We start from the raw sequence: 20,371 nt of genomic DNA, 5'->3' as shown, positions 1-20,371 counted from the left end.
GTTTCAAACCTTGGCCGCACCCTAATCGGCGCCAAGCATGCCCAGCGAAGACTGGGTGGTCAAGCAGCACAGCCGCCGGTTTGTAGAGTATGGGCCACTATCAGGTCAACTCAGGCTGCGGCTTTCGTATATAGCGCTGCAACTCGGCATGGGCCGGGGTTGACTCATTAATATCCAATTGTTGCTTGGCGCCGAGGTAATGCTGGCTGAACACGTCGAAGTAGGCGTCCAGCGCAGAAGCGGCATCGCTGTCGCCGGCCAGTTCCAGGCACAACGCCGCGACTTCGGCGGTGCACAAATGCTCACTGCGGGTTGAACGGCGCAAGCGGTAGCGCGAGAGTTTGTCGGGCAGCAGGCTCAGGATCGGCAAACTGTCGAAGTACGGGCTCTTGCGGAAGATCTTGCGAGCTTCGGTCCAGGTCGCGTCCAGCAGAATGAACAGCGGACGTTTGCTGCTATCGGCGGCGACTGCGTTGGTCACCCGCGAAGGTTCGACGTATTCGCCGGGAAACACCAGATAGGGTTGCCATTGCGGATCGCTGAGCAGCGCCAGCATCTGCGCGTCGGGCTCAGTGCGCGACCAGATGAATGCGTGGTTATCGCGCACCACGTCGGCAATCAGCCAACCGGTATTGCTCGGTTTGAACACTTCCTTGCCGGTCATGATCAGGCACACGCCGGAACGGGTTTCGACGGTAGGTCGCCAGGCGCACAGGCAATGGCTGATGATGACGCGACAGTCGCGGCAACGCTCGGAGCGAAAGCCACGGGCCTGAATCGGCTTGATGCCTTCATCTTCGCGCTGATCGCGCAGACGGGCGACAGCGTTGGGGGCATGGTTCATCGCAGGCAACGCCGGCAGACAGGAAAACTCGACACGAACAACACTCGGCAAGGCAATAAAGGCCAGCAGTTTACCAGAGCGACGGGCACAAGCCTGTACCGTCCAGAGCGGGTCCCCTATAATTCGCCGCCACTGAACGCACAGCCCCGAGGCTGGTCGAACCACCAGTCACCGAATCAGGAGAGTTTCATGCTGCGCCTTATCGTTCCCACCGCTGCCATTCTGCTGGCGTCGTCCTTCACCGCTCAGGCTGCCTCGCTGAGTGAGCAGAATCTGAACCGCGAGCTGCGCAATGTCGCCGCCCAAAGCAGCGTCGGCACGCCACGCGCAATCAATGAAGACATTCTTGATCAGGGCTACACCGTTGAAGGTACTCAACTGATCAATCATCTGAGCGTGCAAAAGAGCCACGCCGACAAGATGCGTGCTGACCCTAAAGCCGTGTATTTCCAGTTGGGAGCCTCAGTGTGCAACAACCCTTCGTTCCGCAAACTGATGGCCAAAGGCGCGATCATGCGTTACGACTTCACTGAAGTGAAAACCAACAAAGCGATCGGCTCCGCCAGCTACCAGGAATCGGATTGCCCGAAAGCCGCACCGGCGAAGAAGAAGTAACTAACGTGAATTCGCGCGCCGCTGTTCATCCTCGGCGCGCAGTTCGGCCAGCAAGGCCTGTAAATAGTGCGAGCGACGTTCGCCACCTGCCAACCGTCGGCAGCACTCCTCTTCGAGACTGACATGATTGGTCTCGGCTGAAGCCTTCAACATTCGATACAACTGCGTATCGATCTCCAGAATCACTCTGGCCATCTGTGCCGCCTCCTTGCTACCCACAAATCCTTGAATAGCGTGCACCTTGCGTACGGTTGCTGACGCACAGTTGTCGTACGGCGCCTGTAAGTTAGTTAATCAGAGGGATTGCTAGCCGGAGCACGTTCGGACGAGCGGTGTCGGGATTGATAAAACATTAATGAGCGGTTTACAGCCTTAACGTTGCGGCGCAATGATCCAGTCAGCGCAATTGCGCGCAAGGGTCTAAATTCAGAGTATTCCCGATCATGGGTTAACAGCAGGAAAGGAACTGCTGGTCGTGTGTGTTTTTTGCAGCGCGGCACTGACGCCGCGCGTCAGGGCCATCCGCTCTGTGCAGAAGGAGACGTTGAATGCCTTACCAACCGAATGACTTGCTCAGCCGTCATTTTCAGGAAAGCGGTCCTGACCTCATCAACCAGGTCGAAGAACAACTCAACCGTGTTTCCCCCAACAGCCTGAACATTCCCATCTACCGCGACATGATCCTCACCGTGCTGCGCATGGCACAGGAAGACCACAACCGCTGGAACGCCAAGATCACCCTGCAAGCCCTGCGCGAACTGGAACAGGCCTTTCGAGTACTGGAGAAATTCAAGGGGCGACGCAAAGTCACGGTGTTCGGCTCGGCGCGCACGCCGGTCGAGCATCCGTTGTATGCCATGGCACGAGAACTCGGCGCCGCTTTGGCGCGCTCGGACATGATGGTCATCACCGGAGCCGGAGGCGGCATCATGGCCGCCGCGCATGAAGGCGCTGGCCGCGATCACAGCCTTGGGTTCAACATCACCCTGCCCTTCGAACAACATGCCAACCCGACTGTCGACGGCACTGGCAATCTGCTGCCGTTCCACTTTTTCTTCACGCGCAAGCTGTTCTTTGTCAAAGAGGCCGACGCGCTGGTGTTGTGCCCCGGCGGTTTCGGCACGCTGGATGAGGCGCTGGAGGTGCTGACCCTGATCCAGACCGGCAAAAGTCCGCTGGTGCCGGTAGTTTTGCTGGATGTACCGGGCGGCACGTTCTGGCAAGGCGCGATGGATTTCATCCGCCAGCAGTTGGAAGACAACCATTACATCCTGCCGACCGACATGAAGCTGATGCGTCTGGTTTATACCGTCGAGGAGGCGGTAGAGCAGATCAACCAGTTCTACAGCAACTTCCACTCCAGCCGCTGGCTCAAGCGGCAATTCGTGATGCGCATGCATCACAAGCTCAGCGATCAGGCGCTTGAGCACATGCAGGAATCTTTTGCCGATCTGTGCTTGAGCGACCAGTTTCATCAACATGCCTACAGTGGCGAGGAACACGACGAAGCGCAGTTCAGCCATCTGGCGCGGTTGGCCTTCGCCTTTAATGCACGCACTCACGGGCGTCTGCGGGAGTTGATCGATTACATCAACCTGCCGGAAAACTGGGCTGACTCCAGACCGCAAACAGCACAACGCAGTCGCGAGCCGTCAAAGGCAATTTGAAGGCAAAAAAAAACGGCCCGCTATTTTCATAGCGGGCCGTTTTTGTTGAATCGTTTTAATCGTCCATGCCGCGACCGCTGAACAAGCGGTTGATCATCTCCATCGAAAAGCCCCGATAGGCGAGGAACCGGCCCTGCTTGGCCCGTTCTTTGGCATCGATCGGCAAATGTCCGGAAAACTTGCGCTGCCACGTGTCCTGAAGCTGCTGCTGCCAACTGATACTGCTTTCGCGCAGGGCGAGTTCGATATCGGCACGTTGTAAACCGCGCTGGCTCAGCTCCTCGCGAATCCGCAAAGGGCCATAACCGGAACGGGCACGGTAGGAAACAAAGCTTTCAAGGTAACGCGCTTCGGAAAGCAGCCCTTCTTCCGTTAAACGGTCGAGGGCTGTTTCGATCATCTCCGCCTCAGCGCCGCGTTGACGCAGTTTGCGCGTCAACTCGACTCGACCGTGCTCGCGGCGTGCGAGCAGATCCATGGCGGTTCGCCGCACCGCGACGAGGGTATCGAGTACGAGTGTCATTCAGAGACTTCAAGCGTCGATGTCGGCCTCAGCCATATCGTCGATTTTGTCCCGGGTCGCCGAAGCCTTGACGTCTGCTGCTGGTGCCAGCAGCTTGTCACGCAGTTGCTTCTCGAGCTTCGCAGCGATTTCCGGGTTATCCGCCAGGAACTTGGCCGAGTTGGCCTTGCCCTGACCGATCTTGGTGCCTTCATAGGCATACCAGGCGCCGGACTTCTCGACGAAACCATGCAGTACGCCCAGGTCGATCATCTCGCCGTTGAGGTAGATGCCCTTGCCGTAAAGAATCTGGAACTCCGCCTGACGGAACGGCGAAGCCACCTTGTTCTTCACAACCTTGACGCGGGTTTCGCTGCCGACCACTTCGTCGCCTTCTTTCACCGCGCCGGTACGGCGGATGTCGAGACGAACCGAAGCGTAGAATTTCAGAGCGTTACCACCGGTGGTGGTTTCCGGACTACCGAACATCACGCCGATCTTCATACGGATCTGGTTGATGAAGATCACCAGGCAGTTGGCGTTCTTGATGTTACCGGTAATTTTACGCAGCGCTTGGGACATCAGACGGGCTTGCAGGCCCACGTGCATGTCGCCCATTTCGCCTTCGATTTCAGCTTTAGGCACCAGTGCTGCCACGGAGTCGACGATGATCACGTCAACAGCGTTGGAACGCACCAGCATGTCGGTGATTTCCAGAGCCTGTTCGCCAGTGTCCGGCTGGGACACCAACAGGTCGTCGACGTTAACGCCCAGCTTGCCGGCGTACTCAGGGTCGAGGGCGTGTTCGGCGTCGACGAATGCGCAGGTCGCGCCGGCTTTTTGAGCCTGGGCGATCACGGACAGTGTCAGTGTGGTTTTACCGGAGGATTCAGGACCGTAGATCTCAACGATACGGCCTTTTGGCAGGCCGCCGATGCCGAGTGCGATGTCCAGACCCAGAGAGCCAGTAGAGATAGCCGGGATCGCCTGACGGTCTTGATCGCCCATACGCATCACGGCACCCTTGCCGAATTGACGTTCGATCTGACCCAGGGCCGCAGCCAAGGCTTTCTTCTTGTTGTCGTCCATTAAAGTCCTCACGTAATCAATAAGGCCTGACGGCCAACACCTGTATAAGTAGCCAGTATTATTCCACAGCGTTCGCGGATCGCCTACCCCTGATTTTCGATTTCTCGTGCCGCTAGTCGCAGGAGCCCCTCTAGCGCGGCCTTCACCGTTTGTCGGCGGACTTCGTCGCGGTTACCGGGGAAGTGTTGGACCTCACTGGAAACCAGGTCACCCACGCCCCAGGCCAACCAGACGGTGCCCACCGGTTTGCTTGGAGAACCACCGTCGGGCCCGGCAACGCCGCTGACCGCGACGGCAAATCGCGCCAGGCTTTTTTCCTGAGCGCCGCGCACCATTGCCTCGACCACTTCACGACTGACCGCGCCCACCGTCTCGAACAACGCCCCCGACACATTCAGTTGCTGGGTTTTCTGCCGGTTGGAGTAGGTCACATAACCGGCTTCAAACCACGCCGAGCTGCCCGGAATTCGTGTGATGGCTTCGGCAATTCCGCCACCGGTACAGGATTCGGCAGTGGTGACATGGGCATTGAGCACTTGCAGGCGTCGGCCAAGTTCGGCAGCCAGTTGAGTGAGATCTTTCACGGCGCTCTCCGGATCGTGTGGAATGCCTCCACCGTACACGACCCGGTTGCGCTTTCAATACACAGAGTCATTCAAAATGTGCAGACGCCAGCGCTCTGACATAGGCCTGACACGCCTGCAAGGCAATCAGTCCGCGGTCGCCGCTGTCGGTGATGGCGATAATTCGTTGAGCATGCGCCGGGTCAAGTCGGGCGCGTACGGTTGCATGATCCACGCCGCCGGCACTGGCGGAGGCTGGCACGTTGCAGCCTTGGGCAACGTCGTTGGCGTCGAGAAGGACTGACAGGCGCACATCAGCAGTGGCAAGGCGATCGCGCAGGCGATCCTGATCACGTTGGGCATCGCTCAGCGCTCGAAAGTGGGTTTGTTCACTGGCGGCGAGCCGTTGCTCCAGCGCCAGACGTTTATCCTGCTCGGCCTGTTGTGCGGTGGCGGCGGACATGGTCAGTTGATTGAGGGTTTCAGTGTTTAACCGGGCCTGCTCCGCTAGTTGCCGGCCGTAGCGCCAGTCCTGCAATTGCCAGGCGGCAGCAAAAGCCCCTATGGCCAGCAACAAAAGGCCGATCACGCGCCAGGGGATGGACATAGCACCGCCCTCGCCCGCGCCCAGATTTCCAGACGATCCTGCAAACCGTTCAACCCGCCGTTGATGCGACGGGTGATGGTGTTGAACTGATCGCGGTCGGCCAGTTCGTTCAAGCCGTTCTGCTCCCAGAACCAGGCGGCGGACTCGGCGGCCCATTGCGGTTGTTCGAGCAGTTCAGGCAACGACAGCAGACGCTCATCGCCGAACAGCCCAAGGCTGCATTGCCGATAGTTGCTGCGACCGGTGATCTGTATCAGCCCGCGCCCTCGGTACTTCTGGCCATCGCCGTCCGCCTCGGGCGTGTTACCCAGGCGTAGCGCCAGCGTGCCGGTGTCGTATTTGCTCAGATACTGGTTGTTGCCCAGTTCCCGCACGTACTGCAACTGGCCCGACTCGTGACCGATCTGCGCGAGAAACGCAGCGATTCGTTTGGGCGAGTCGATGCGACGGCGCGCCATCGCGGAGTTGAGCGCAGAAACAAAAACGCCCGCTTGGGAGCGGGCGTTGGGCATGATGTCGATAAGGTTGTTTTCAGTTATTTGCATAATGCTTGATCCTCCCTGGATATTGCCCGGATTGAATCACGGTTAGCGGATAACGGCCCCCAGCCATTTTTTTGCCAAACTTGTCACTGAGCTGGCCGGGGCTACGTTTTCGAGGGTTTCATTCAATGTCAGGACTTGGCCGCCAGCTAATAGCCAAGCTTGATAGTCAAGCCAGTCGCGATTGGTTGGGTCCTGCGGGATAAACGCAGAATCCTCCGTGCGCAGTACTCCGCAAGTGGTCAGTTGATAGGTCATGGGGTCACTCCTAGATCTCAGCGTCCGCTGTCCATTCAATCTGCAATCCGTTACCGGGCTGACTGTTTACAGGCGTCACAGTGCCGATCGCGAAACTACGCTGTGTCACACTTTGCACAATGGTGCCTGTGCAAGGCACTCCCTGCGAGTAGTTCCAAACCTGATTACCTGCATTTCCAGGGCAATACAGGACAACAGTAGGCTGCACTCTCTTCTGAGTCTGCATGTCTACGACCATACCGTATTGACCGGTATTTCCAGCCGCAGCCTGAGTAAACGAGACGATGCAGGTGCCACTACCGTTGTTTGCACGAATCGGTAAACGGTTGGCAAAAGACTTTTCGAAATAACGCTGACACAACGTCAATTCTTCGCCAGAAAGACGGTATTCGAATGGCGTGGAAACCGGTCCCTCTTCCAATTGAACCTGAGTCAGATCCACAGTTTGCAGAACGTTGAGCGGTAAATCAAAAGCCAAGCGCAAGCAATCATTGGCGCCCAGCATTTTCCCCGCGATCGATGGCACCTGAAACGTTGCGCTGTACTTGCCCCATGCAGTGCTCAATGGAAAAACATCGACCACTTTGACGACGGCTTCCGAACCTCCGTTGCCAAAGTACTGACCAATTGTCACTTTCAATGAACGCGCGGCATCGGAGCGCGCCCAAAAGGTCACAGTAGCGGTTCGTCCAGCCAGAGTTCTGACGGACTCAACGCTTTGGGAAACCTTGTGCTCGGTAGCGCCGACGCCCGCCGTGGTTTGCTGCCAGCGTAAAAAATAACCCGGCTCACCTGCCACTTCTGTCTGGCCTGGAAAAAAGTCCTGACGAGAGATGGTCACGGCAGCATTGCCATTCCAGTCGCAGCGAAAACGATCGGCTACATATCCACCGATATTTGGGCCTTGGTTGGTCGTCCCGCGTTGCCAGATATCGAATCCGCCATTGATCAGCACATTCCTGCGATACACCTGCACCGGAAATTGTTGCAGCGGATCCGGTTTCGATAATTGCCTGATCGCCTGAGCCAATTGATCAGTCTGTAGTTCGTCCGGTTTCAAACCAGCCGCGGTAATCGCGCTGAGTATTTCCTCAGTAACACTGTTGCCCCAGCTTGCAGGGATCAGCGATCCCGGCGTTCCGGCTATCACGTCTTCATCAACAAATTTGCCGTCGACCAAGCCAGAGCTGAGGACGCTTCTTGGATAATCCACTTTAATTCCTCTTCAGATCAGCGACGACTCAGCCGTTCGTTCGCAGCAAGATTTGCAGCCAATCAGGTTCAACCGGGCGCGAACGTGCATCCGGGAAGTTCGGGTCATTGGGCCACTCGCGCAGCGACTGTCGGTAAGCCAGCAGTTGTTTGAATTCTTCGGCGAGCAGGGTCGTGCCCTCACCGACTTCCAGTTCTTCAGCGTCGCGAAGCACCAGCCACTGGGTGTCTTGCAGCACTTTGTTGCGCCATGTGCGTTCATGGCTGGCAAGGGCAATCGGGGAAATGACAGGGTCCGTCAACACAGGTTGACCGCTGGCACTGGCGCTAATGACTTTGCCGCTTGCCTGCCCGGCAAACAGCTCGACGTATTGGGCCTGGGTGATCTCCACTGCCCCTTCAGGCAGTTCCGCAAGTGCGCTTTCGACTCGATCAAAGCCGAGGCTTTGTGCATAAAAGTAAATCGTCATGGTCAGTACCCCCAAACCAGAATGCGGCCCGAAATGCCCGAATCAACCTTTACACTTGAAGCCAGGACGCTTCGGACCCGAGCGACCGCTGTCGTTGTCGTGGTGCTCCCACCGTCAAATGCCCAAACGGTGACATTGGCGGCACTCCATCCTGCAGGGTTACCTTCATTGGCAATACCTCCGAGGACAGCATTGGGAAACCTGATCGGCAACGACACCGTCATGTTGCCATTCGCATCGGATCCCCCTGTCACCCACTGCACGATCAAACCGCTGGGAAGCTTTTGATATCCCGATGTGGAGAACTGTGCGGCGTAATTGGCCGAGTACTTCAGAGCAGCCGTGCCATACACCACCCACACTCCAGACTCTCTGACGAAGTTCGCACTCTCACCATTGTTCAACACGATCGACGCCAGATAAGCCCCTTGCGGACTGATCTGCGTACCGGTTTTACTGGCCACGGTAACGGGTGCGCTGTTACGGCAATGCAGGCTGATCGTGGCGCCACTCGGCACTGCAGCGGTATCCGGAAGCGTCACGGTATACGCTGCGTTACCAGCCAGACCGATCGAGCAGCCGACATCGGACAAGGTCAATTGCGTGGCAGCGGATATCCCACGAGCACTTGCATAATTGCCCAACGCCCGCTGCACAAACTCGGACGTTGCTGCTGAGCGTCCGCCATCAAACTGCGGGGCGGTCATGAACAATGCCGGGCCGCGCAATGCTCCCAACAGCTGATTGTTCGACGACTCGTTTGGCGTCAGGCCGGCGGCCTGAACGACATTCAGAATTTCTTGGGTGACGCTGTTGCCCCACGTCGCGGGGATCAGCGAACCGGGTTTGCCGGCTATCGGATCTTCATCGGCAAACTGTCCATTGACCAAGCCGACACTGGGCACACTCTTGGGATAGTCCAAGGTTTATCTCCTTAATCTGAAAATACATTGGTGCCGTTCTCAGCCGACTGGAGCTGCCAACCACACGGGCGCCGAGGGCCGGGAAACTACCGAAGGAAAATGACCGGAATCAGGCCAGTCACGCAGCGCCTGACGGTACTCAAGCAACTCCAGATAGTGCTGGGCCTTGAGTGTCGTGCCACGGCCGAGCTCCTGCTCGTCGCGATGACGGGTTACCTGCCACTCAGTGGACGAGAGTCTGGACTGGCGCCAGGCTCGAGCTGCTGTTTCAGGCATCTGGTCCTCGACAACGATCCCTTGCGCACTGACGGGAATGCTCGTCACGGACACCTGCGCGCTGGAAGGCCGGAACTCGTCGATTGGCGCGCCGATTTCAACTGTCATGCCCTCCGGCACTTGAACCATCGATTCAACGAAAGAAGGGGCAAACAGTTGCTCGATCGTGTAGTCGCCGGTGTCGATCAATTCAACCGCGACACCTTTCTCCATCCGTGCATATCGAGCCATTATTCGTACTCCCAGATTTCACAGAAGGCGTTGCCACCAGCGCCGCTGAGCACTGAGGCGGAAGCATTGGTTGAGCAGGAGCCACTGCCGCCGGAACCACGCCCGCCAGCGATGCCATTGCCATTGACACCCACGCGTACGCCACCGCCGTCGAACGGACTGGCAGCTCCGGCGCCGGAGACCACTCCCCAGTTGGCGTTGTACATCGCGAACTCGCCATGTGTGCCACGCGCATTGGCAAGACCACCGCCCGTAACGAGTTGTCCACCGGTCCCGCCCATGACAAATCCCACTGCCGTTGCTGTCACTGTGAATGACAGGATTTGCCCGCCCGCACCGCCAGCCGCGCTCATATAGCTACCGAAGGACGCGCCGCCACCCGCCTGACCCAGTACATTGCTCGGCGCGCCGCCGGCGCCCAGCGAAACAGGCACGCCTGCCAACATTTCCGCGGTCACGAAATACAGGCTTTCTGCATAGGCCCCGGAACCACCGCCACCACCGATACGATGGTTATTCGCGGCGACAGGCTCGCAGCCACCGCCAGATCCACCCGCCCCCACCAATCGCACACGAATGCGTTTGGCCTTGGGGTTGGGCTTGTAAACCGTGATCCCGACGGTCTCGATCTGCCTGACGGCTAACAGCCGTCCCACCGCATCAGTAATGCCGTAACCCGCCAAAGTGGTCGGAGTGTTTTTCAGTTTGGTGAAGTCGACCAGCGCGCCTATCGCGGTGGCCAACTGATCGGTTTTGGCTTCATCGGGCGCCAATCCGGCAGCCTTGATTGCGTTGAGAATTTCTTGCGTGACGCTGTTGCCCCAAGCAGCGGGGATCAATGATCCCGGTGAACCGGCGATCGGGTTTTCATCGACGAAACCGCCGTTGACCAACCCTATACCGGGGATGCTTTTTGGATAGTCCATTGCACTGCTCCCTGTGCTGAAATCAGTTAACTTCGGCTGCGCCGGGTGTCACCGGCCAGATAATTTCATCTGGGAAACCGGCCTGCTTTTCGATGCGGTTGAGTTCTACGCTGTAGAGCTTCCATTCGATCAGCAACAGTTGTTCGTCATGGCTGGCATCGCCGATGTCTTCGGCGTATTGCAGGGGGCAATGCGCAGGACGGCGTCGCGTAGCAGTGCATCGCGCTGGACAAGAACGTTCGCAGTGATGTTCGCCAGTTGCCGAGTCGAATCTGGCACCCAGGCATTGTCCTGCCAGACATGAAACTCGTCGGGGCAAGGCTCGGCGGTGAATGCACCTGGCAGGGCGCCCAGTTCGCTCCAGGTTTGTTGCGCACCGTTGTCCTTGCGGTACACGGTGCCGCGACAATCAATCAGCTCACGGGGGACGCCGTTGGCGATTGCCCAAGTGCGTCCCGGCTCAGCGGACGGTAACTCATAAGCCAGTTGCACCGCGTTAGCAGGCAGTTGGACACCGATGCCGGGCGTGACAAAAAACTCCACCGGTCCCACCAAGGCACCGTCGTCATCCATTAAATAGTTGAACATGCTGAGCCTCAGATAACTTTGATGCGGCCGGGATAGGCGACGTTACGGGGACGGGAGGTGAAGCTGTACAGAAGCGTGTTGGCCGCGTCCTGTTGGTAGACAGTTCCAGCTGGGAAAATCGGGCCACCATTGCTCGGCGTGATCACGGTTTTCGCTTCATGTGTCTGAGCCCCGACAGCGCTCAAGCTATCGGACCATCTCGATCCCACAGCACCGGCACCGTTCGCGCCCATCGCATAGGAATGCACCGTCCCCGCTTGATTGGCACCCATGACCCGGCCGATATCGACATTGCGACCTTCGTCCAGAATCCGCAAAAATTCACCGCGCAGTTCGGGTCCACGGAACGTCAACGCGCCATCACCCGGAGTCCAGTTACCTTCATTGCCCGCCCGTGTCGCTTCGGTATTGAGCATTCCAGAACGCTGAGCGTGATCCCACAACCAGGGCCATTCGGCACGGTTCATCAGCGTACCGTTGAGCGCGCCATAACCGCCCGGACTCAGCAGCACCGTTGTCTCGAAAAACGGACGTCCCAACGGGGTGTTGTCAAAGCGACCGACCGGCCACCAACTCCCCGCCCCATCACTGCGCAAATGCCACCAATCCCCACCTCCCATCAATACGAAAAACGGGTAACCGCTGGCGGAAAGATGCGTGTGAAAGCGGATGCGATCAGTGCCGGACGTCTGAATGACCATGCGATTACCACTGTTGTCGACCCGACGCAAAATCACGTCACGTACACCAAGTGCGGCGTTGGCCGGTGGCAGCAACAAGGTCACAGGCCCCGGGCTACCATCGACCAGCACAAGACCAAGTTCCGCCTCGGTAAGCGTCTTGGACGCCGCCAGTCGAGTGATGATCGAACGCATAGGACTCGCACTCGCGATGATCGACTGAATCGCCTTGTACAACTGGCCGGTATCGGATTCCGAAGCCACCAGTCCACCGCCAGTAATTACACTCAGAATCTCTTGAGTAACGCTGTTGCCCCACACCGCCGGAATCAACGACCCCGGCGTACCTGCCACCGGGTTTTCATCGACGAAGCGACCATCGACCAAGCCGACGCTGGGAACGCTTTTTGGATAATCCATTGTTTAATTTCCTTTACCTGGAACATTGACGGGGGCGATGTCGACGACGCGGCATCCGCTCACTCGGCAGCCATCCAGGCAGGCTTTTTCGGACGGGAGCGTTTGGAGGGGAATTTCTTTGCCTGGGGCCACTTGCGCAGCGCCTGCAGATAGCTCAAAAGCGCCAGGTAGTCAGTGTCGGAAAGTGTGGTGGCTTTCATCAGTTCCACTTCGTCCCGATGGCGATCACGCAGCCAGACCACGCGATCAAATTCTTTATCGCGCCACGCCTTGGCTTCTGCCGAGGCGTGCTCTTCAGTGCGTGCTGCGGGTTCAATCAGAATCGGCAGACCAAGATCATCATGGCCTCTCTCGGTACCGGCGGCCGGATTGGCGATCACCGACTCATAACGTGCCTCGTCAATTTCAACGGCATCGTCCGGAATGCTCGTGTGATAACCCGATAAGTAGGTGTTGCCGGTGGTGCGGCTATAGAAACGTTTCATTTCAGTTCCCCACCCCCAGGACAGTGACAAAACCGGTGCCACCAGAATTACTCAAGACTTGAACCTGGCTCGGATCAAAGTAGGTAACCAGTGGTGGGGTGATGATGTCGAAATAAGGTGCGTTCCCGCTGTGTGAGTAACTCGCCCACGTAGCGACACATTGGCTCCTGAAAGCCACCGGCCAAGGTTTTGCAGCATAGGTTTTATCGGCAGCGATGGTGATCAGGACCCACTGGATCATGAATCCCCCCAACCAGCTCGGAAAAGCGATATAGCCATTCGGGCCGATGCTGTATGAAACACCAAACCAGAGCTTTTTCGGGGTGACAATAGTGGTGTCATCCGTCCCCGCATTGACTTGGGCTTGAGTAGCAACTCGTGCCCAGCCAAAAACCGTTTCCGTGGCTTGAAGCACTTTCTTTTCGATCGCTTGAAATACGCGCTGCGGCGTCATCAGACGGCTATTGCTGGTACCGGCTTCGGCTTCATCCTTGCTTGCGAAAGAATCAGTTTTGTTCTTCTCGACAATCGCAGAAATAGCCGCTTTGAGCTGCGTGCTATCACCCTCATCAGGCACAAGTCCGGCAGCAGTAATCGCGTTGACTATTTCATCGGTAACACTGTTCCCCCAATCCGCCGGAATCAGCGAGCCCGGGGTTCCGGTCATCGGATTTTCATCAACAAACTTCCCATTCACCAAGCCGGCGCTGGGCACACTTTTCGGATAATCCATCCCGTCACTCCTCCCTAGTCATAATTGATGTGCACCTTGGTATGCGCCGGCGCACTTCGATGGATCAGGCACTCCAGCGCCGAGCCCGGGTTGACGCCGAAGCGCTCGCCCCAGTAGCTCGCGCCGAAACGCCGGCCGAGCAGCAAGCGGCCGCCGGTGTTGAGCGTCCACATGAATTGCGCTTCCCATGTGCCGAAATGCGCCGCGCCAAAACGTGCCCGGCCCATGCGCGGGGCTTCGAGTTCGGTGATGCTGGCGTTGGGGTAGCCCTGGCTTTTGGCGATTTCGAGGTAATAACCGACTGCCTGACTACCGACCGCGAGCAAGCGGCGGCGCACGGCGAGGCGGCGGTCGTCGAACAGTGGTGTGGCGCCCAGGCAGGGGTCGGGCAATTCCATCACCCGCTCCCAGTCCGGCACCAGTTCGCTGACGCCGGCGGGGTCCATTTCGTTGAGCAAATCGGCGGCGCGGGCGTCGAGGCGTGCCAGTTCTACGGCGACGCCTTGCAGGACTTCTTCGAGTTCCGGGACTTGCTCCGGGTCCCAAGCGGGACCCGCGGGAAGCAAGGCGCGCAGTTGCGCCTGGTATTGCGCGGCGGTTCTTATGCCCCCCATACGCAACCTCCGAAAGTCAGCAGTTCGCTCTTGCCGGCAGGCACGTCAGCCGCCGGTGAGGTGAGCGTGTGGTCGTACTCGCCGCCGGCGCTGCTGATGGCTTCGCGGATATGGCTGATCAGCAGCGGTACGCCGAGATCGGCCTCGCGGTTGTGCAGATCGCGCAACTGCGCTTCGACCGCCGCACGCACGGCGCTGGTGTCGGGGTTGACGCTTTTGAAGCGGTAGACCACCGGCACCTGAATCGGTCGCTGCACATGCACCTCGGCAGTCACCGGGCGCAGCGGTTCGATGTAGTCCTGAACCTCGGCCAGTTGCTCATCGTTCGGCACGGGTTGCGGATCGTCGTCGCGCATGATGAACACCGTCACCGTGCCCGGGCCGAGCAAGCCACCACGGCACCAGGCGCGGGTCACGCCCGGCACTTCCAGCGCCCAGGTTTCATAGTCGCTGGACGAGCCGCCGTGGGGGATGACGCGATAGGAGCGAATCACTCGCGAGCGCAACGACTCCAGACTTTCCCGCGCCACACCACCGCTGAGCCCCGGGGCCAGAACGATGAAACTGTTGCCGACGACGCCAGCAATAGGCTGCACCGGCGTCAGCGTCAGACCCGCGTCGGCGTTGCCGAGACTGCCAGCGTCGAGCGCAGCGATCGTGGTGCTGTTGCTGCCATTGCTGGTGGTGCGCGCGGCGGTGACTTTGTACGTGCGGCCGTCGTTGGTCTGCAGCAACGTATCGGCGTCGAGCACCGCACCGGCGGTGGCGGTAAAACTCACCGTGCCCGTGGCCGCTTGCGCCGGTTTGCGCGGCTGGTTCAGACGCAGTGCTGCGATGCGTTCCAGGGTCGATTCGTCGGCCTTGTCCGGCAGAATCTGCTCGGCAATCCAGTCGAGGTAACCGTACAAGCCATACGCGGCGCCGCTGAGCGTTCGGGCCAGCACTTGCGCATCGGACTGGCGCAGCGAATCGCCGGCCAGGTCGCTTTGGGTGCGCTTGATCAGCACCGGCAGCGAAGGGGTTTCAAACGGCATAGATCACCTGCCAACTGTTATCGGGGTTGATGTCCAGGCGTTCGCCATCGGCCAGGGTGAGGACCGTGCGCAGGTTCAGGCGCTGGGCGTCGAGGCGTTCGCTGATGATGTCGATGGCGCTGCAGTGGCCGTCGTCGAGCAGCCATTGCAAGGCTTCGCGGGCATAGAATTCGGCGTCCATCTGGGTCTGTCGAGTCAGCTTGACCCGACGCAAAAGCCACAGACGCGAGCCGATGCGATCGTCGGCGACGGTGGGGAAACTGTCGCCCCACCAGCCAAAGCGCTCGTCGTCATCGAGGGCGTCGTCATCGGCGGCGCGGCGCCAGGTAAACAGGCTGATGAGCACGGCACGGGTCAGCGCGGCGTGAAGGTTCGGGCTGATAAGCATCATTTGCCTCCCGCCGGGGCGCCGGTCTGGCCACTGCCGGCCTGTACGCCTACGTGCACGTGTTTGATCTGGCTGATGCCGCCGGCGAGTTGATCGCCAGTGGAGACGATCTTGCCGGTCTGGTTGATCACCGGCGTATCGATGTTCACCGCGGTGCTGGCCTTGATGTTCAGCGTGGCAGTTTCGATGTCGATGATGCGGCCGCGCTTGAAGTGGATCTTGTCGCCTTCGTCGGTGTAGATCGCCACTTCGCCGGCAGCCAGTGATTGCAGGCGATAACGGCGGTCGGCGACCACCAGCGCGATGGCATGGGAACGATCACCACCCAGGAACGTGACGATCCCTTCGGCGCCAGCCAGCGGATTGCTGGTGAAGCCATAAGGTTCGAAATGCTCGAGGTCATCGTTCACTTCCCCGGCGGTGAGGCGCATTTGCAGCGATTGCAGTTTGGATGCCGAATTGGCGAGCACGACAGTGCCGCGCGCCAGCAGGCGTGTCAGTAGGCTCATGAGTTGTCCTTCCAAAAGTGGCCCGAATGGGATCAATGTGGGAGCGAGCCTGCTCGCGAAGGCGGCGGGTCAGGCGCGGTGATGTTGAGGCTGCCGACGCTTTCGCGAGCAGGCTCGCTCCCACAGGGTTCGGTGTCAGGCTGAGGTTTTCTTCGCTGGAGTGGGATCGGGATCGAAGGTATGCGGCGGTGCCACTTGCAGCGTTGTCACCGAGCCCTGCGCCGACAGCGAATACGTGACTTTGGAAATCAGCATGTCGCCATCAAAGCCGAGCACTGGATCTTTCACCCGCACCAGCGTGTTGTGGCGCCACAGATCGCCGTTGGCCTGACGCCAGCCCTGCACCTGATAGGTGGTGGTCTGTGCACGGCCCATGCGGGTGGCGCTTTCCCATTGGGCACGCTGCTGCGCCAACTCAAAGGTCAGTTGCGTGCCTTCGTTGATCACCGTGGTGCGGCGACGTTTGAAGGTCAGGTCGGCAGCAATCGATTCGACTTCGCTGACCGCCGCCCCGCTCTTCTTGTCCGAGCCTTTTTGCTGGCCGATCACCCGGTATTCGGAGAACACCTGGCTGTGATCCATCGGTGCGTTGGCCGAGAGAATATTCTTGCCCAACTCCAGCACATCACTGGCCCGACCGCCGCTGCCGGGCTTGGCCAGCACCAGCCGGCCCTGCTCGTCATCGGTGGAAAACACCCGCAGCAGCGAGAGCAAACGGTCGATTGACTGAAACACCGTTTCACCCGGCACGATGGTGTGTTTGGCCAGTCGTGCTGTCTCGGGTATCTCGTTGACCACCGACTGCGAATAGCCCATCGCCAGCGCCTCGACAATGCTCAGCAGCGGTTGCTCCTGCCATTGACCCGGGCGATTGATGGCCGCGCAATCGACCAGATCCTGGGTCTTCGAACTGCCTTCGATGGTCAGACTGATCTGCCGCCCGTCATAGCGGATCGGCGCCTTGAAAACGTAGCCGGTGAGCACCAGATCGTTGCCGATCTTCACCTCGCACGGGTCGCCGGGCTTGATCGGTTTATCCACCGTTTGCCCTGGCCATTGCCAGGTGATGTCGAGTTTGAAGGTACGGAACTGGCGCTCCAGATCAGCCGTGACTTCCACGCTTTTCCAGCCGCCATATTCCAGATTGTTGACCGTCAGCGTGACGCGGTTATCCATCTCGCTCATGGTTCACTCCCCGGGGACTTTCACTTGGTTGGGTGAGAACCCGGGATGATTCGTCGGGTTGCGCTGAGTCACTTCAGTCACCCGTGTGGCATCGGCAAATTGCTTGTAAGCCACGACCAGCGCCGGCAGGCTTTCCTGGAAAGATTTACTGACCTGTCGCACACCGGATGACGCCACGGCCTTGAGGTGCGCAATCAGCGCTTCCTTCACATCGTTGATTGCCTGGTGGTGTTTAGGGTCGGCCTTGTCCAGCATCGGATCAATTGCCACCCCGACAGCTTTCTGCAGAGCTTTCATCTCATCGGTCACCGGCACTTCCTGACGGGTCACCGGTTGATCCGCCTGATGAGCCACCGAAGGTGTCGACGACAGTTTCACCGCAGGGGTCGCCACCGGCATGGACGCGATCCACTGCGCCGCTTTCACGATCAGCGTGTCCTGCACCAGATCAGCCATGGCTTGCGCCGCCGCATTGGTGTCCGTGCCGGTGGTGAGCTTCGGCGCATCGGCCTTGCGGATAGCTTCGAGTTGTTGCGACACGTCGGCAATCACGCCACGGTAGCCTTCCTTCGCAAATGTCTTCAGCTCCTTGATATCGCCGAGCAAGCCGTTGAACTCCGCCGCCAGTTCCTTGGGCAACTCCTTGACCGCTTTGACCAAGTCAGTGACGTCTTTGTAGTACTCGATCAGCGGCTGGAGCTGCTCTTTGATGATCTCGTAGACCCCGGCGAGACTGTTACGCAAATTGGCAATGCCGATCCGCGCCGCTTTGATCATCGTCATCGCCTGCTCGAACCGCGCCACCGCCGAACCCAGCAACGTGTCGGCCTTGGCCAGCAAGACTTTCTGGGTACTGACGGACGCGGTCGGAAACTGCAACGGCTTATCTGGATAGAACTTCAGCGCAAAAGTCACCAACCCGCCATCCTGGCGGGTGTGGGTCATGTCGCACTCGCCGACCTTGACTTGCAGGCGCCCGAGCCACGGATGCACCAGCTCGCCACTGCCCGCCTCAAGTGCCTTGAGCAGCTTGTCGCGCTGCTCCAGGCAATCAGGGCCGATAATGAACGCCGTCAGATCGTGTGTCTTGGCCTGCTGGCCGAGGTCCTCGAAAAACGGCAGGTCACGCTGCGGATACTCGTGCAGCTGACCCTTGCGACCGACCGGGGTTTTCGCCTGATCGATCCAGAACCCGACACCGCGAAAGGATGCCGGCAACAAACGGTCACGCCAGTTCATTGGAACCTCCTGCCGACAGCGAGCGATAGCCGATGCGCGACGACAACGCCAGGCCCGGCTGATTGGTTTGCGGTTGATCGGTGCGCAGCCCGGCCGGCGCATTTTCGAAGCGCACGGTCAGGCCGCCTTCGAGTTGCGTACGGTTGTTGGCAGCGCTTTGCTGGACGAGTGCGCTGGAGGATTGCGGCAAGGAGCCGCCCTGCAACGCACCGGTAGATGACGCTTGAGGGTTTGCGCTGAAAAACGCTGGAGCCAATTCACCTTTGCCTTCGGCATTGGTCTGGCGCTGCGCTTCGGTCAGCGTTTCGACCTTGCCGGTGACCTTGGCGATCAACCCGGCGAAACCACCGTCGAACAGTTCCTTGATCGGCGCGATAACGGTTTGCAGTTTTTGCCACAACTCGCCGAACCACTCGGTGATCGGCCCCCAGTTCTTGATGATCTGTCCCAACGGTGTCCATTCGAACATGTTGTGCAGAAACTCCAGTACCGGTGCGGCCATGGCTTGCACCACGCCCCACAGCGCCGAAAACACTTCACTGATCGGCTGCCAGTACATCGCGATCTGTTCCAGCGGCGACCATTCGAACAAGCCCTGGAAAAAGCTTTTGATCTGCTGCGCCGACGTTTGCAGCGCGGCCCAAATCGGTTCGAAGAACGTGACGATGCTTCCCCAATTGTTGACGATCAGCCCCAACGGGGAGAAGTCGAACAGCGTTCGGAAGAAGTCCTTGATGACTTGCGCCGCCGGTTGTAGCGCGATCCAGATAGACGCGAAGAACCCGGTAATTGCACTCCAGTTGTTGATGATCATGCCCAATGGCGTCCAGTCGAACAGCCCTTTGAGAAACGCCATCACCGGCACACTCAAGGCTTTGAGCAATTCCCAGATCGCCGAGAACAGACCGGTCAGCGGCGCCCAGTTGTCCATGATCATGCCGGCCGGTGACCACGAGAACACCGACTTGAAGAAGTCGAACACCGGTACGGTAACCGCTTTGACCTTGTTCCAGATCCCCGAAAAGAATCCCGTGACCGGCTCCCACAATGCCGCCAGTGCGTCCAGTGGTTGCCAGTCGAGTACCGAGCGCAACGTCGCCATCGCACTCGCCCCGGCGCTCTTCACGCCTTCCCACATCCCGGTGAAGAACGCGCTGATCGGCGTCCAGTTGGCATAAATCAATCCCGCTGCCACCGCGATGCCCATGGCGATCAGCATGATCGGATTGGTCTTGAGCACCATGCTCATCACGTCGAACACCTGAGTTGCCCCGGTGACAGCGGTTTGCATGGCGGAGAAGGCAATCGCCCCTGCCGCCAGGCCTTCGACCAGTTTCGGGTTGTCGGCAAGCAGGCTGCCAACCTGAGTCAGCATCGGCTCAAGCCCGACGACCAATGCCGCAACCGCTGGCGCCAGCGCGGCATCGATAGCGCCCGAAACCTTCTCCATCGACGCACTGAACACGTTCATGTTTTGCGCGGCGACTTTCGGTGCGGCGGGCAGTTCGACGGTTTTTGCCGTCTCGCTGACTTCAGTCAACTTGCCCTGAAACGCCGCTGCCGATTTGATGCCGTCGACGAACGGCGTAATCACGCTGCCGCCCTTGAACAGACCACTGATGTCGAGTTTGCCGAGGCCGGTCTGTTCGAGGTTTTTCTTGAAGCTCTCGACCTTTACTCGCAGGGCGCCGAGTTTGGGCGACAGTTCATCGATGCCCGTGAGCAGCACCGGGGTTTTCGCTTTGTTTTCTTCGTCTGCCATCACTGCACC

Annotated in this window: 24 protein-coding genes and 2 pseudogenes; 2 read left to right on the top strand and 24 right to left on the bottom strand. The window is 59.0% G+C overall.

The window, feature by feature from the left end; translation table 11 throughout:
• Positions 1-100: 100 nt before the first annotated feature.
• Positions 101-844: a tRNA-uridine aminocarboxypropyltransferase gene (locus JFT91_RS26180; RefSeq protein WP_201234297.1), complete on the bottom strand. Its 744-nt coding sequence runs from the start codon at positions 842-844 to the stop codon at positions 101-103.
• Between the two features lie 189 nt (positions 845-1,033).
• Here JFT91_RS26180 and JFT91_RS26175 point away from each other — a divergent pair, with 189 nt between their 5' ends.
• On the top strand, positions 1,034-1,459 hold the full coding sequence (locus tag JFT91_RS26175; protein ID WP_103302968.1) for a PA3611 family quorum-sensing-regulated virulence factor: 426 nt from the start codon (positions 1,034-1,036) through the stop codon (positions 1,457-1,459).
• On the opposite strand, the gene JFT91_RS26170 is transcribed toward JFT91_RS26175, so the two are convergent.
• Positions 1,460-1,654 carry a hypothetical protein gene (locus JFT91_RS26170; RefSeq protein WP_008077170.1) on the bottom strand — a complete coding sequence of 65 codons (195 nt, stop codon included), beginning with the start codon at positions 1,652-1,654 and terminating at the stop codon, positions 1,460-1,462. It lies immediately after the preceding gene.
• A gap of 353 nt (positions 1,655-2,007) precedes the next feature.
• Between JFT91_RS26170 and JFT91_RS26165 the strand changes: the two genes are divergently transcribed.
• On the top strand, positions 2,008-3,126 hold the full coding sequence (locus tag JFT91_RS26165; protein WP_201234296.1) for an LOG family protein: 1,119 nt from the start codon (positions 2,008-2,010) through the stop codon (positions 3,124-3,126).
• A 55-nt stretch (positions 3,127-3,181) separates the two neighbouring features.
• On the opposite strand, the gene recX is transcribed toward JFT91_RS26165, so the two are convergent.
• The 22 genes and pseudogenes from recX to JFT91_RS26055 all read right to left on the bottom strand — a co-directional run bounded on the left by recX (position 3,182) and on the right by JFT91_RS26055 (position 20,362).
• Positions 3,182-3,649 carry a recombination regulator RecX gene (gene recX, locus JFT91_RS26160; protein ID WP_201234295.1) on the bottom strand — a complete coding sequence of 156 codons (468 nt, stop codon included), beginning with the start codon at positions 3,647-3,649 and terminating at the stop codon, positions 3,182-3,184.
• Between the two features lie 9 nt (positions 3,650-3,658).
• Positions 3,659-4,717 carry a recombinase RecA gene (gene recA, locus JFT91_RS26155; RefSeq protein ID WP_201234294.1) on the bottom strand — a complete coding sequence of 353 codons (1,059 nt, stop codon included), beginning with the start codon at positions 4,715-4,717 and terminating at the stop codon, positions 3,659-3,661.
• An 83-nt stretch (positions 4,718-4,800) separates the two neighbouring features.
• On the bottom strand, positions 4,801-5,301 hold the full coding sequence (locus JFT91_RS26150; protein WP_201234293.1) for a nicotinamide-nucleotide amidohydrolase family protein: 501 nt from the start codon (positions 5,299-5,301) through the stop codon (positions 4,801-4,803).
• A gap of 67 nt (positions 5,302-5,368) precedes the next feature.
• Entirely contained in the window at positions 5,369-5,887 is a 519-nt protein-coding gene (locus JFT91_RS26145; RefSeq protein WP_201234292.1) for a lysis system i-spanin subunit Rz, read from the bottom strand.
• Entirely contained in the window at positions 5,866-6,432 is a 567-nt protein-coding gene (locus JFT91_RS26140; RefSeq protein WP_201234291.1) for a glycoside hydrolase family 19 protein, read from the bottom strand. Before JFT91_RS26140 ends, JFT91_RS26145 begins: the two co-directional genes overlap by 22 nt.
• Before the next feature lie 42 nt (positions 6,433-6,474).
• Entirely contained in the window at positions 6,475-6,687 is a 213-nt protein-coding gene (locus JFT91_RS26135; protein WP_201234290.1) for a hypothetical protein, read from the bottom strand.
• Between the two features lie 10 nt (positions 6,688-6,697).
• Positions 6,698-7,900 (bottom strand): carbohydrate binding domain-containing protein, encoded by a 1,203-nt coding sequence (locus tag JFT91_RS26130; RefSeq protein WP_201234289.1) that lies wholly within the window; start codon positions 7,898-7,900, stop codon positions 6,698-6,700.
• 28 nt (positions 7,901-7,928) lie between these two features.
• Positions 7,929-8,369, bottom strand: coding sequence for a phage tail assembly chaperone (locus JFT91_RS26125; RefSeq protein WP_201234288.1), 441 nt, complete (start codon positions 8,367-8,369; stop codon positions 7,929-7,931).
• Positions 8,370-8,371: 2 nt separating this feature from the next.
• Positions 8,372-9,292, bottom strand: a complete 921-nt coding sequence (locus tag JFT91_RS26120) for a gp53-like domain-containing protein (RefSeq protein WP_201234287.1) — start codon at positions 9,290-9,292, stop codon at positions 8,372-8,374.
• Positions 9,293-9,331: 39 nt separating this feature from the next.
• The gene (locus JFT91_RS26115; RefSeq protein WP_201234286.1) at positions 9,332-9,799 is read right to left on the bottom strand and encodes a phage tail assembly chaperone; all 468 of its coding nucleotides are present in this window, start codon (positions 9,797-9,799) and stop codon (positions 9,332-9,334) included.
• On the bottom strand, positions 9,799-10,725 hold the full coding sequence (locus tag JFT91_RS26110) for a glycine-rich domain-containing protein (RefSeq protein WP_201234285.1): 927 nt from the start codon (positions 10,723-10,725) through the stop codon (positions 9,799-9,801). Before JFT91_RS26110 ends, JFT91_RS26115 begins: the two co-directional genes overlap by 1 nt.
• A gap of 22 nt (positions 10,726-10,747) precedes the next feature.
• A pseudogene (locus JFT91_RS26105) lies at positions 10,748-11,313 on the bottom strand (tail fiber assembly protein).
• Positions 11,314-11,321: 8 nt separating this feature from the next.
• Positions 11,322-12,413 (bottom strand): phage tail protein, encoded by a 1,092-nt coding sequence (locus tag JFT91_RS26100; RefSeq protein WP_201234284.1) that lies wholly within the window; start codon positions 12,411-12,413, stop codon positions 11,322-11,324.
• A 59-nt stretch (positions 12,414-12,472) separates the two neighbouring features.
• On the bottom strand, positions 12,473-12,898 hold the full coding sequence (locus JFT91_RS26095) for a phage tail assembly chaperone (RefSeq protein WP_201234283.1): 426 nt from the start codon (positions 12,896-12,898) through the stop codon (positions 12,473-12,475).
• 535 nt (positions 12,899-13,433) lie between these two features.
• Positions 13,434-13,631: pseudogene (locus JFT91_RS29790) on the bottom strand (hypothetical protein); the annotation flags it as partial.
• 14 nt (positions 13,632-13,645) lie between these two features.
• The gene (locus JFT91_RS26085; protein ID WP_201227727.1) at positions 13,646-14,245 is read right to left on the bottom strand and encodes a YmfQ family protein; all 600 of its coding nucleotides are present in this window, start codon (positions 14,243-14,245) and stop codon (positions 13,646-13,648) included.
• On the bottom strand, positions 14,233-15,279 hold the full coding sequence (locus tag JFT91_RS26080; RefSeq protein WP_201234281.1) for a baseplate J/gp47 family protein: 1,047 nt from the start codon (positions 15,277-15,279) through the stop codon (positions 14,233-14,235). Before JFT91_RS26080 ends, JFT91_RS26085 begins: the two co-directional genes overlap by 13 nt.
• Positions 15,269-15,667 carry a phage GP46 family protein gene (locus JFT91_RS26075; RefSeq protein ID WP_201227729.1) on the bottom strand — a complete coding sequence of 133 codons (399 nt, stop codon included), beginning with the start codon at positions 15,665-15,667 and terminating at the stop codon, positions 15,269-15,271. Before JFT91_RS26075 ends, JFT91_RS26080 begins: the two co-directional genes overlap by 11 nt.
• Positions 15,667-16,176, bottom strand: coding sequence for a phage baseplate assembly protein V (locus tag JFT91_RS26070; protein ID WP_201234280.1), 510 nt, complete (start codon positions 16,174-16,176; stop codon positions 15,667-15,669). The genes JFT91_RS26075 and JFT91_RS26070 overlap by 1 nt, the downstream gene beginning before the upstream one ends.
• A gap of 135 nt (positions 16,177-16,311) precedes the next feature.
• Positions 16,312-17,361, bottom strand: coding sequence for a phage baseplate assembly protein (locus tag JFT91_RS26065; RefSeq protein WP_201201150.1), 1,050 nt, complete (start codon positions 17,359-17,361; stop codon positions 16,312-16,314).
• Positions 17,362-17,364: 3 nt separating this feature from the next.
• Positions 17,365-18,600 (bottom strand): DNA circularization protein, encoded by a 1,236-nt coding sequence (locus JFT91_RS26060; protein ID WP_201234279.1) that lies wholly within the window; start codon positions 18,598-18,600, stop codon positions 17,365-17,367.
• Complete coding sequence (locus tag JFT91_RS26055) at positions 18,587-20,362, bottom strand: phage tail tape measure protein (RefSeq protein WP_201234278.1); 1,776 nt, start codon at positions 20,360-20,362, stop codon at positions 18,587-18,589. The genes JFT91_RS26060 and JFT91_RS26055 overlap by 14 nt, the downstream gene beginning before the upstream one ends.
• Positions 20,363-20,371: the final 9 nt, after the last annotated feature.

Origin of the sequence: Pseudomonas sp. TH08, assembly GCF_016651275.1 — a bacterium.
Lineage (GTDB): Bacteria > Pseudomonadota > Gammaproteobacteria > Pseudomonadales > Pseudomonadaceae > Aquipseudomonas.
This window is presented reverse-complemented; position numbering and strand designations above follow the sequence as displayed.

Bases quoted from the DNA above. Each gene is read 5' to 3' on its own strand.
- JFT91_RS26180 (WP_201234297.1), bottom strand. From the start codon at position 844: ATGAACCATGCCCCCAACGCTGTCGCCCGTCTGCGCGATCAGCGCGAA.
- JFT91_RS26175 (WP_103302968.1), top strand. From the start codon at position 1,034: ATGCTGCGCCTTATCGTTCCCACCGCTGCCATTCTGCTGGCGTCGTCC.
- JFT91_RS26170 (WP_008077170.1), bottom strand. From the start codon at position 1,654: ATGGCCAGAGTGATTCTGGAGATCGATACGCAGTTGTATCGAATGTTG.
- JFT91_RS26165 (WP_201234296.1), top strand. From the start codon at position 2,008: ATGCCTTACCAACCGAATGACTTGCTCAGCCGTCATTTTCAGGAAAGC.
- recX (WP_201234295.1), bottom strand. From the start codon at position 3,649: ATGACACTCGTACTCGATACCCTCGTCGCGGTGCGGCGAACCGCCATG.
- recA (WP_201234294.1), bottom strand. From the start codon at position 4,717: ATGGACGACAACAAGAAGAAAGCCTTGGCTGCGGCCCTGGGTCAGATC.
- JFT91_RS26145 (WP_201234292.1), bottom strand. From the start codon at position 5,887: ATGTCCATCCCCTGGCGCGTGATCGGCCTTTTGTTGCTGGCCATAGGG.
- JFT91_RS26140 (WP_201234291.1), bottom strand. From the start codon at position 6,432: ATGCAAATAACTGAAAACAACCTTATCGACATCATGCCCAACGCCCGC.
- JFT91_RS26135 (WP_201234290.1), bottom strand. From the start codon at position 6,687: ATGACCTATCAACTGACCACTTGCGGAGTACTGCGCACGGAGGATTCT.
- JFT91_RS26125 (WP_201234288.1), bottom strand. From the start codon at position 8,369: ATGACGATTTACTTTTATGCACAAAGCCTCGGCTTTGATCGAGTCGAA.
- JFT91_RS26115 (WP_201234286.1), bottom strand. From the start codon at position 9,799: ATGGCTCGATATGCACGGATGGAGAAAGGTGTCGCGGTTGAATTGATC.
- JFT91_RS26110 (WP_201234285.1), bottom strand. From the start codon at position 10,725: ATGGACTATCCAAAAAGCATCCCCGGTATAGGGTTGGTCAACGGCGGT.
- JFT91_RS26100 (WP_201234284.1), bottom strand. From the start codon at position 12,413: ATGGATTATCCAAAAAGCGTTCCCAGCGTCGGCTTGGTCGATGGTCGC.
- JFT91_RS26095 (WP_201234283.1), bottom strand. From the start codon at position 12,898: ATGAAACGTTTCTATAGCCGCACCACCGGCAACACCTACTTATCGGGT.
- JFT91_RS26085 (WP_201227727.1), bottom strand. From the start codon at position 14,245: ATGGGGGGCATAAGAACCGCCGCGCAATACCAGGCGCAACTGCGCGCC.
- JFT91_RS26080 (WP_201234281.1), bottom strand. From the start codon at position 15,279: ATGCCGTTTGAAACCCCTTCGCTGCCGGTGCTGATCAAGCGCACCCAA.
- JFT91_RS26075 (WP_201227729.1), bottom strand. From the start codon at position 15,667: ATGCTTATCAGCCCGAACCTTCACGCCGCGCTGACCCGTGCCGTGCTC.
- JFT91_RS26070 (WP_201234280.1), bottom strand. From the start codon at position 16,176: ATGAGCCTACTGACACGCCTGCTGGCGCGCGGCACTGTCGTGCTCGCC.
- JFT91_RS26065 (WP_201201150.1), bottom strand. From the start codon at position 17,361: ATGAGCGAGATGGATAACCGCGTCACGCTGACGGTCAACAATCTGGAA.
- JFT91_RS26060 (WP_201234279.1), bottom strand. From the start codon at position 18,600: ATGAACTGGCGTGACCGTTTGTTGCCGGCATCCTTTCGCGGTGTCGGG.
- JFT91_RS26055 (WP_201234278.1), bottom strand. From the start codon at position 20,362: ATGGCAGACGAAGAAAACAAAGCGAAAACCCCGGTGCTGCTCACGGGC.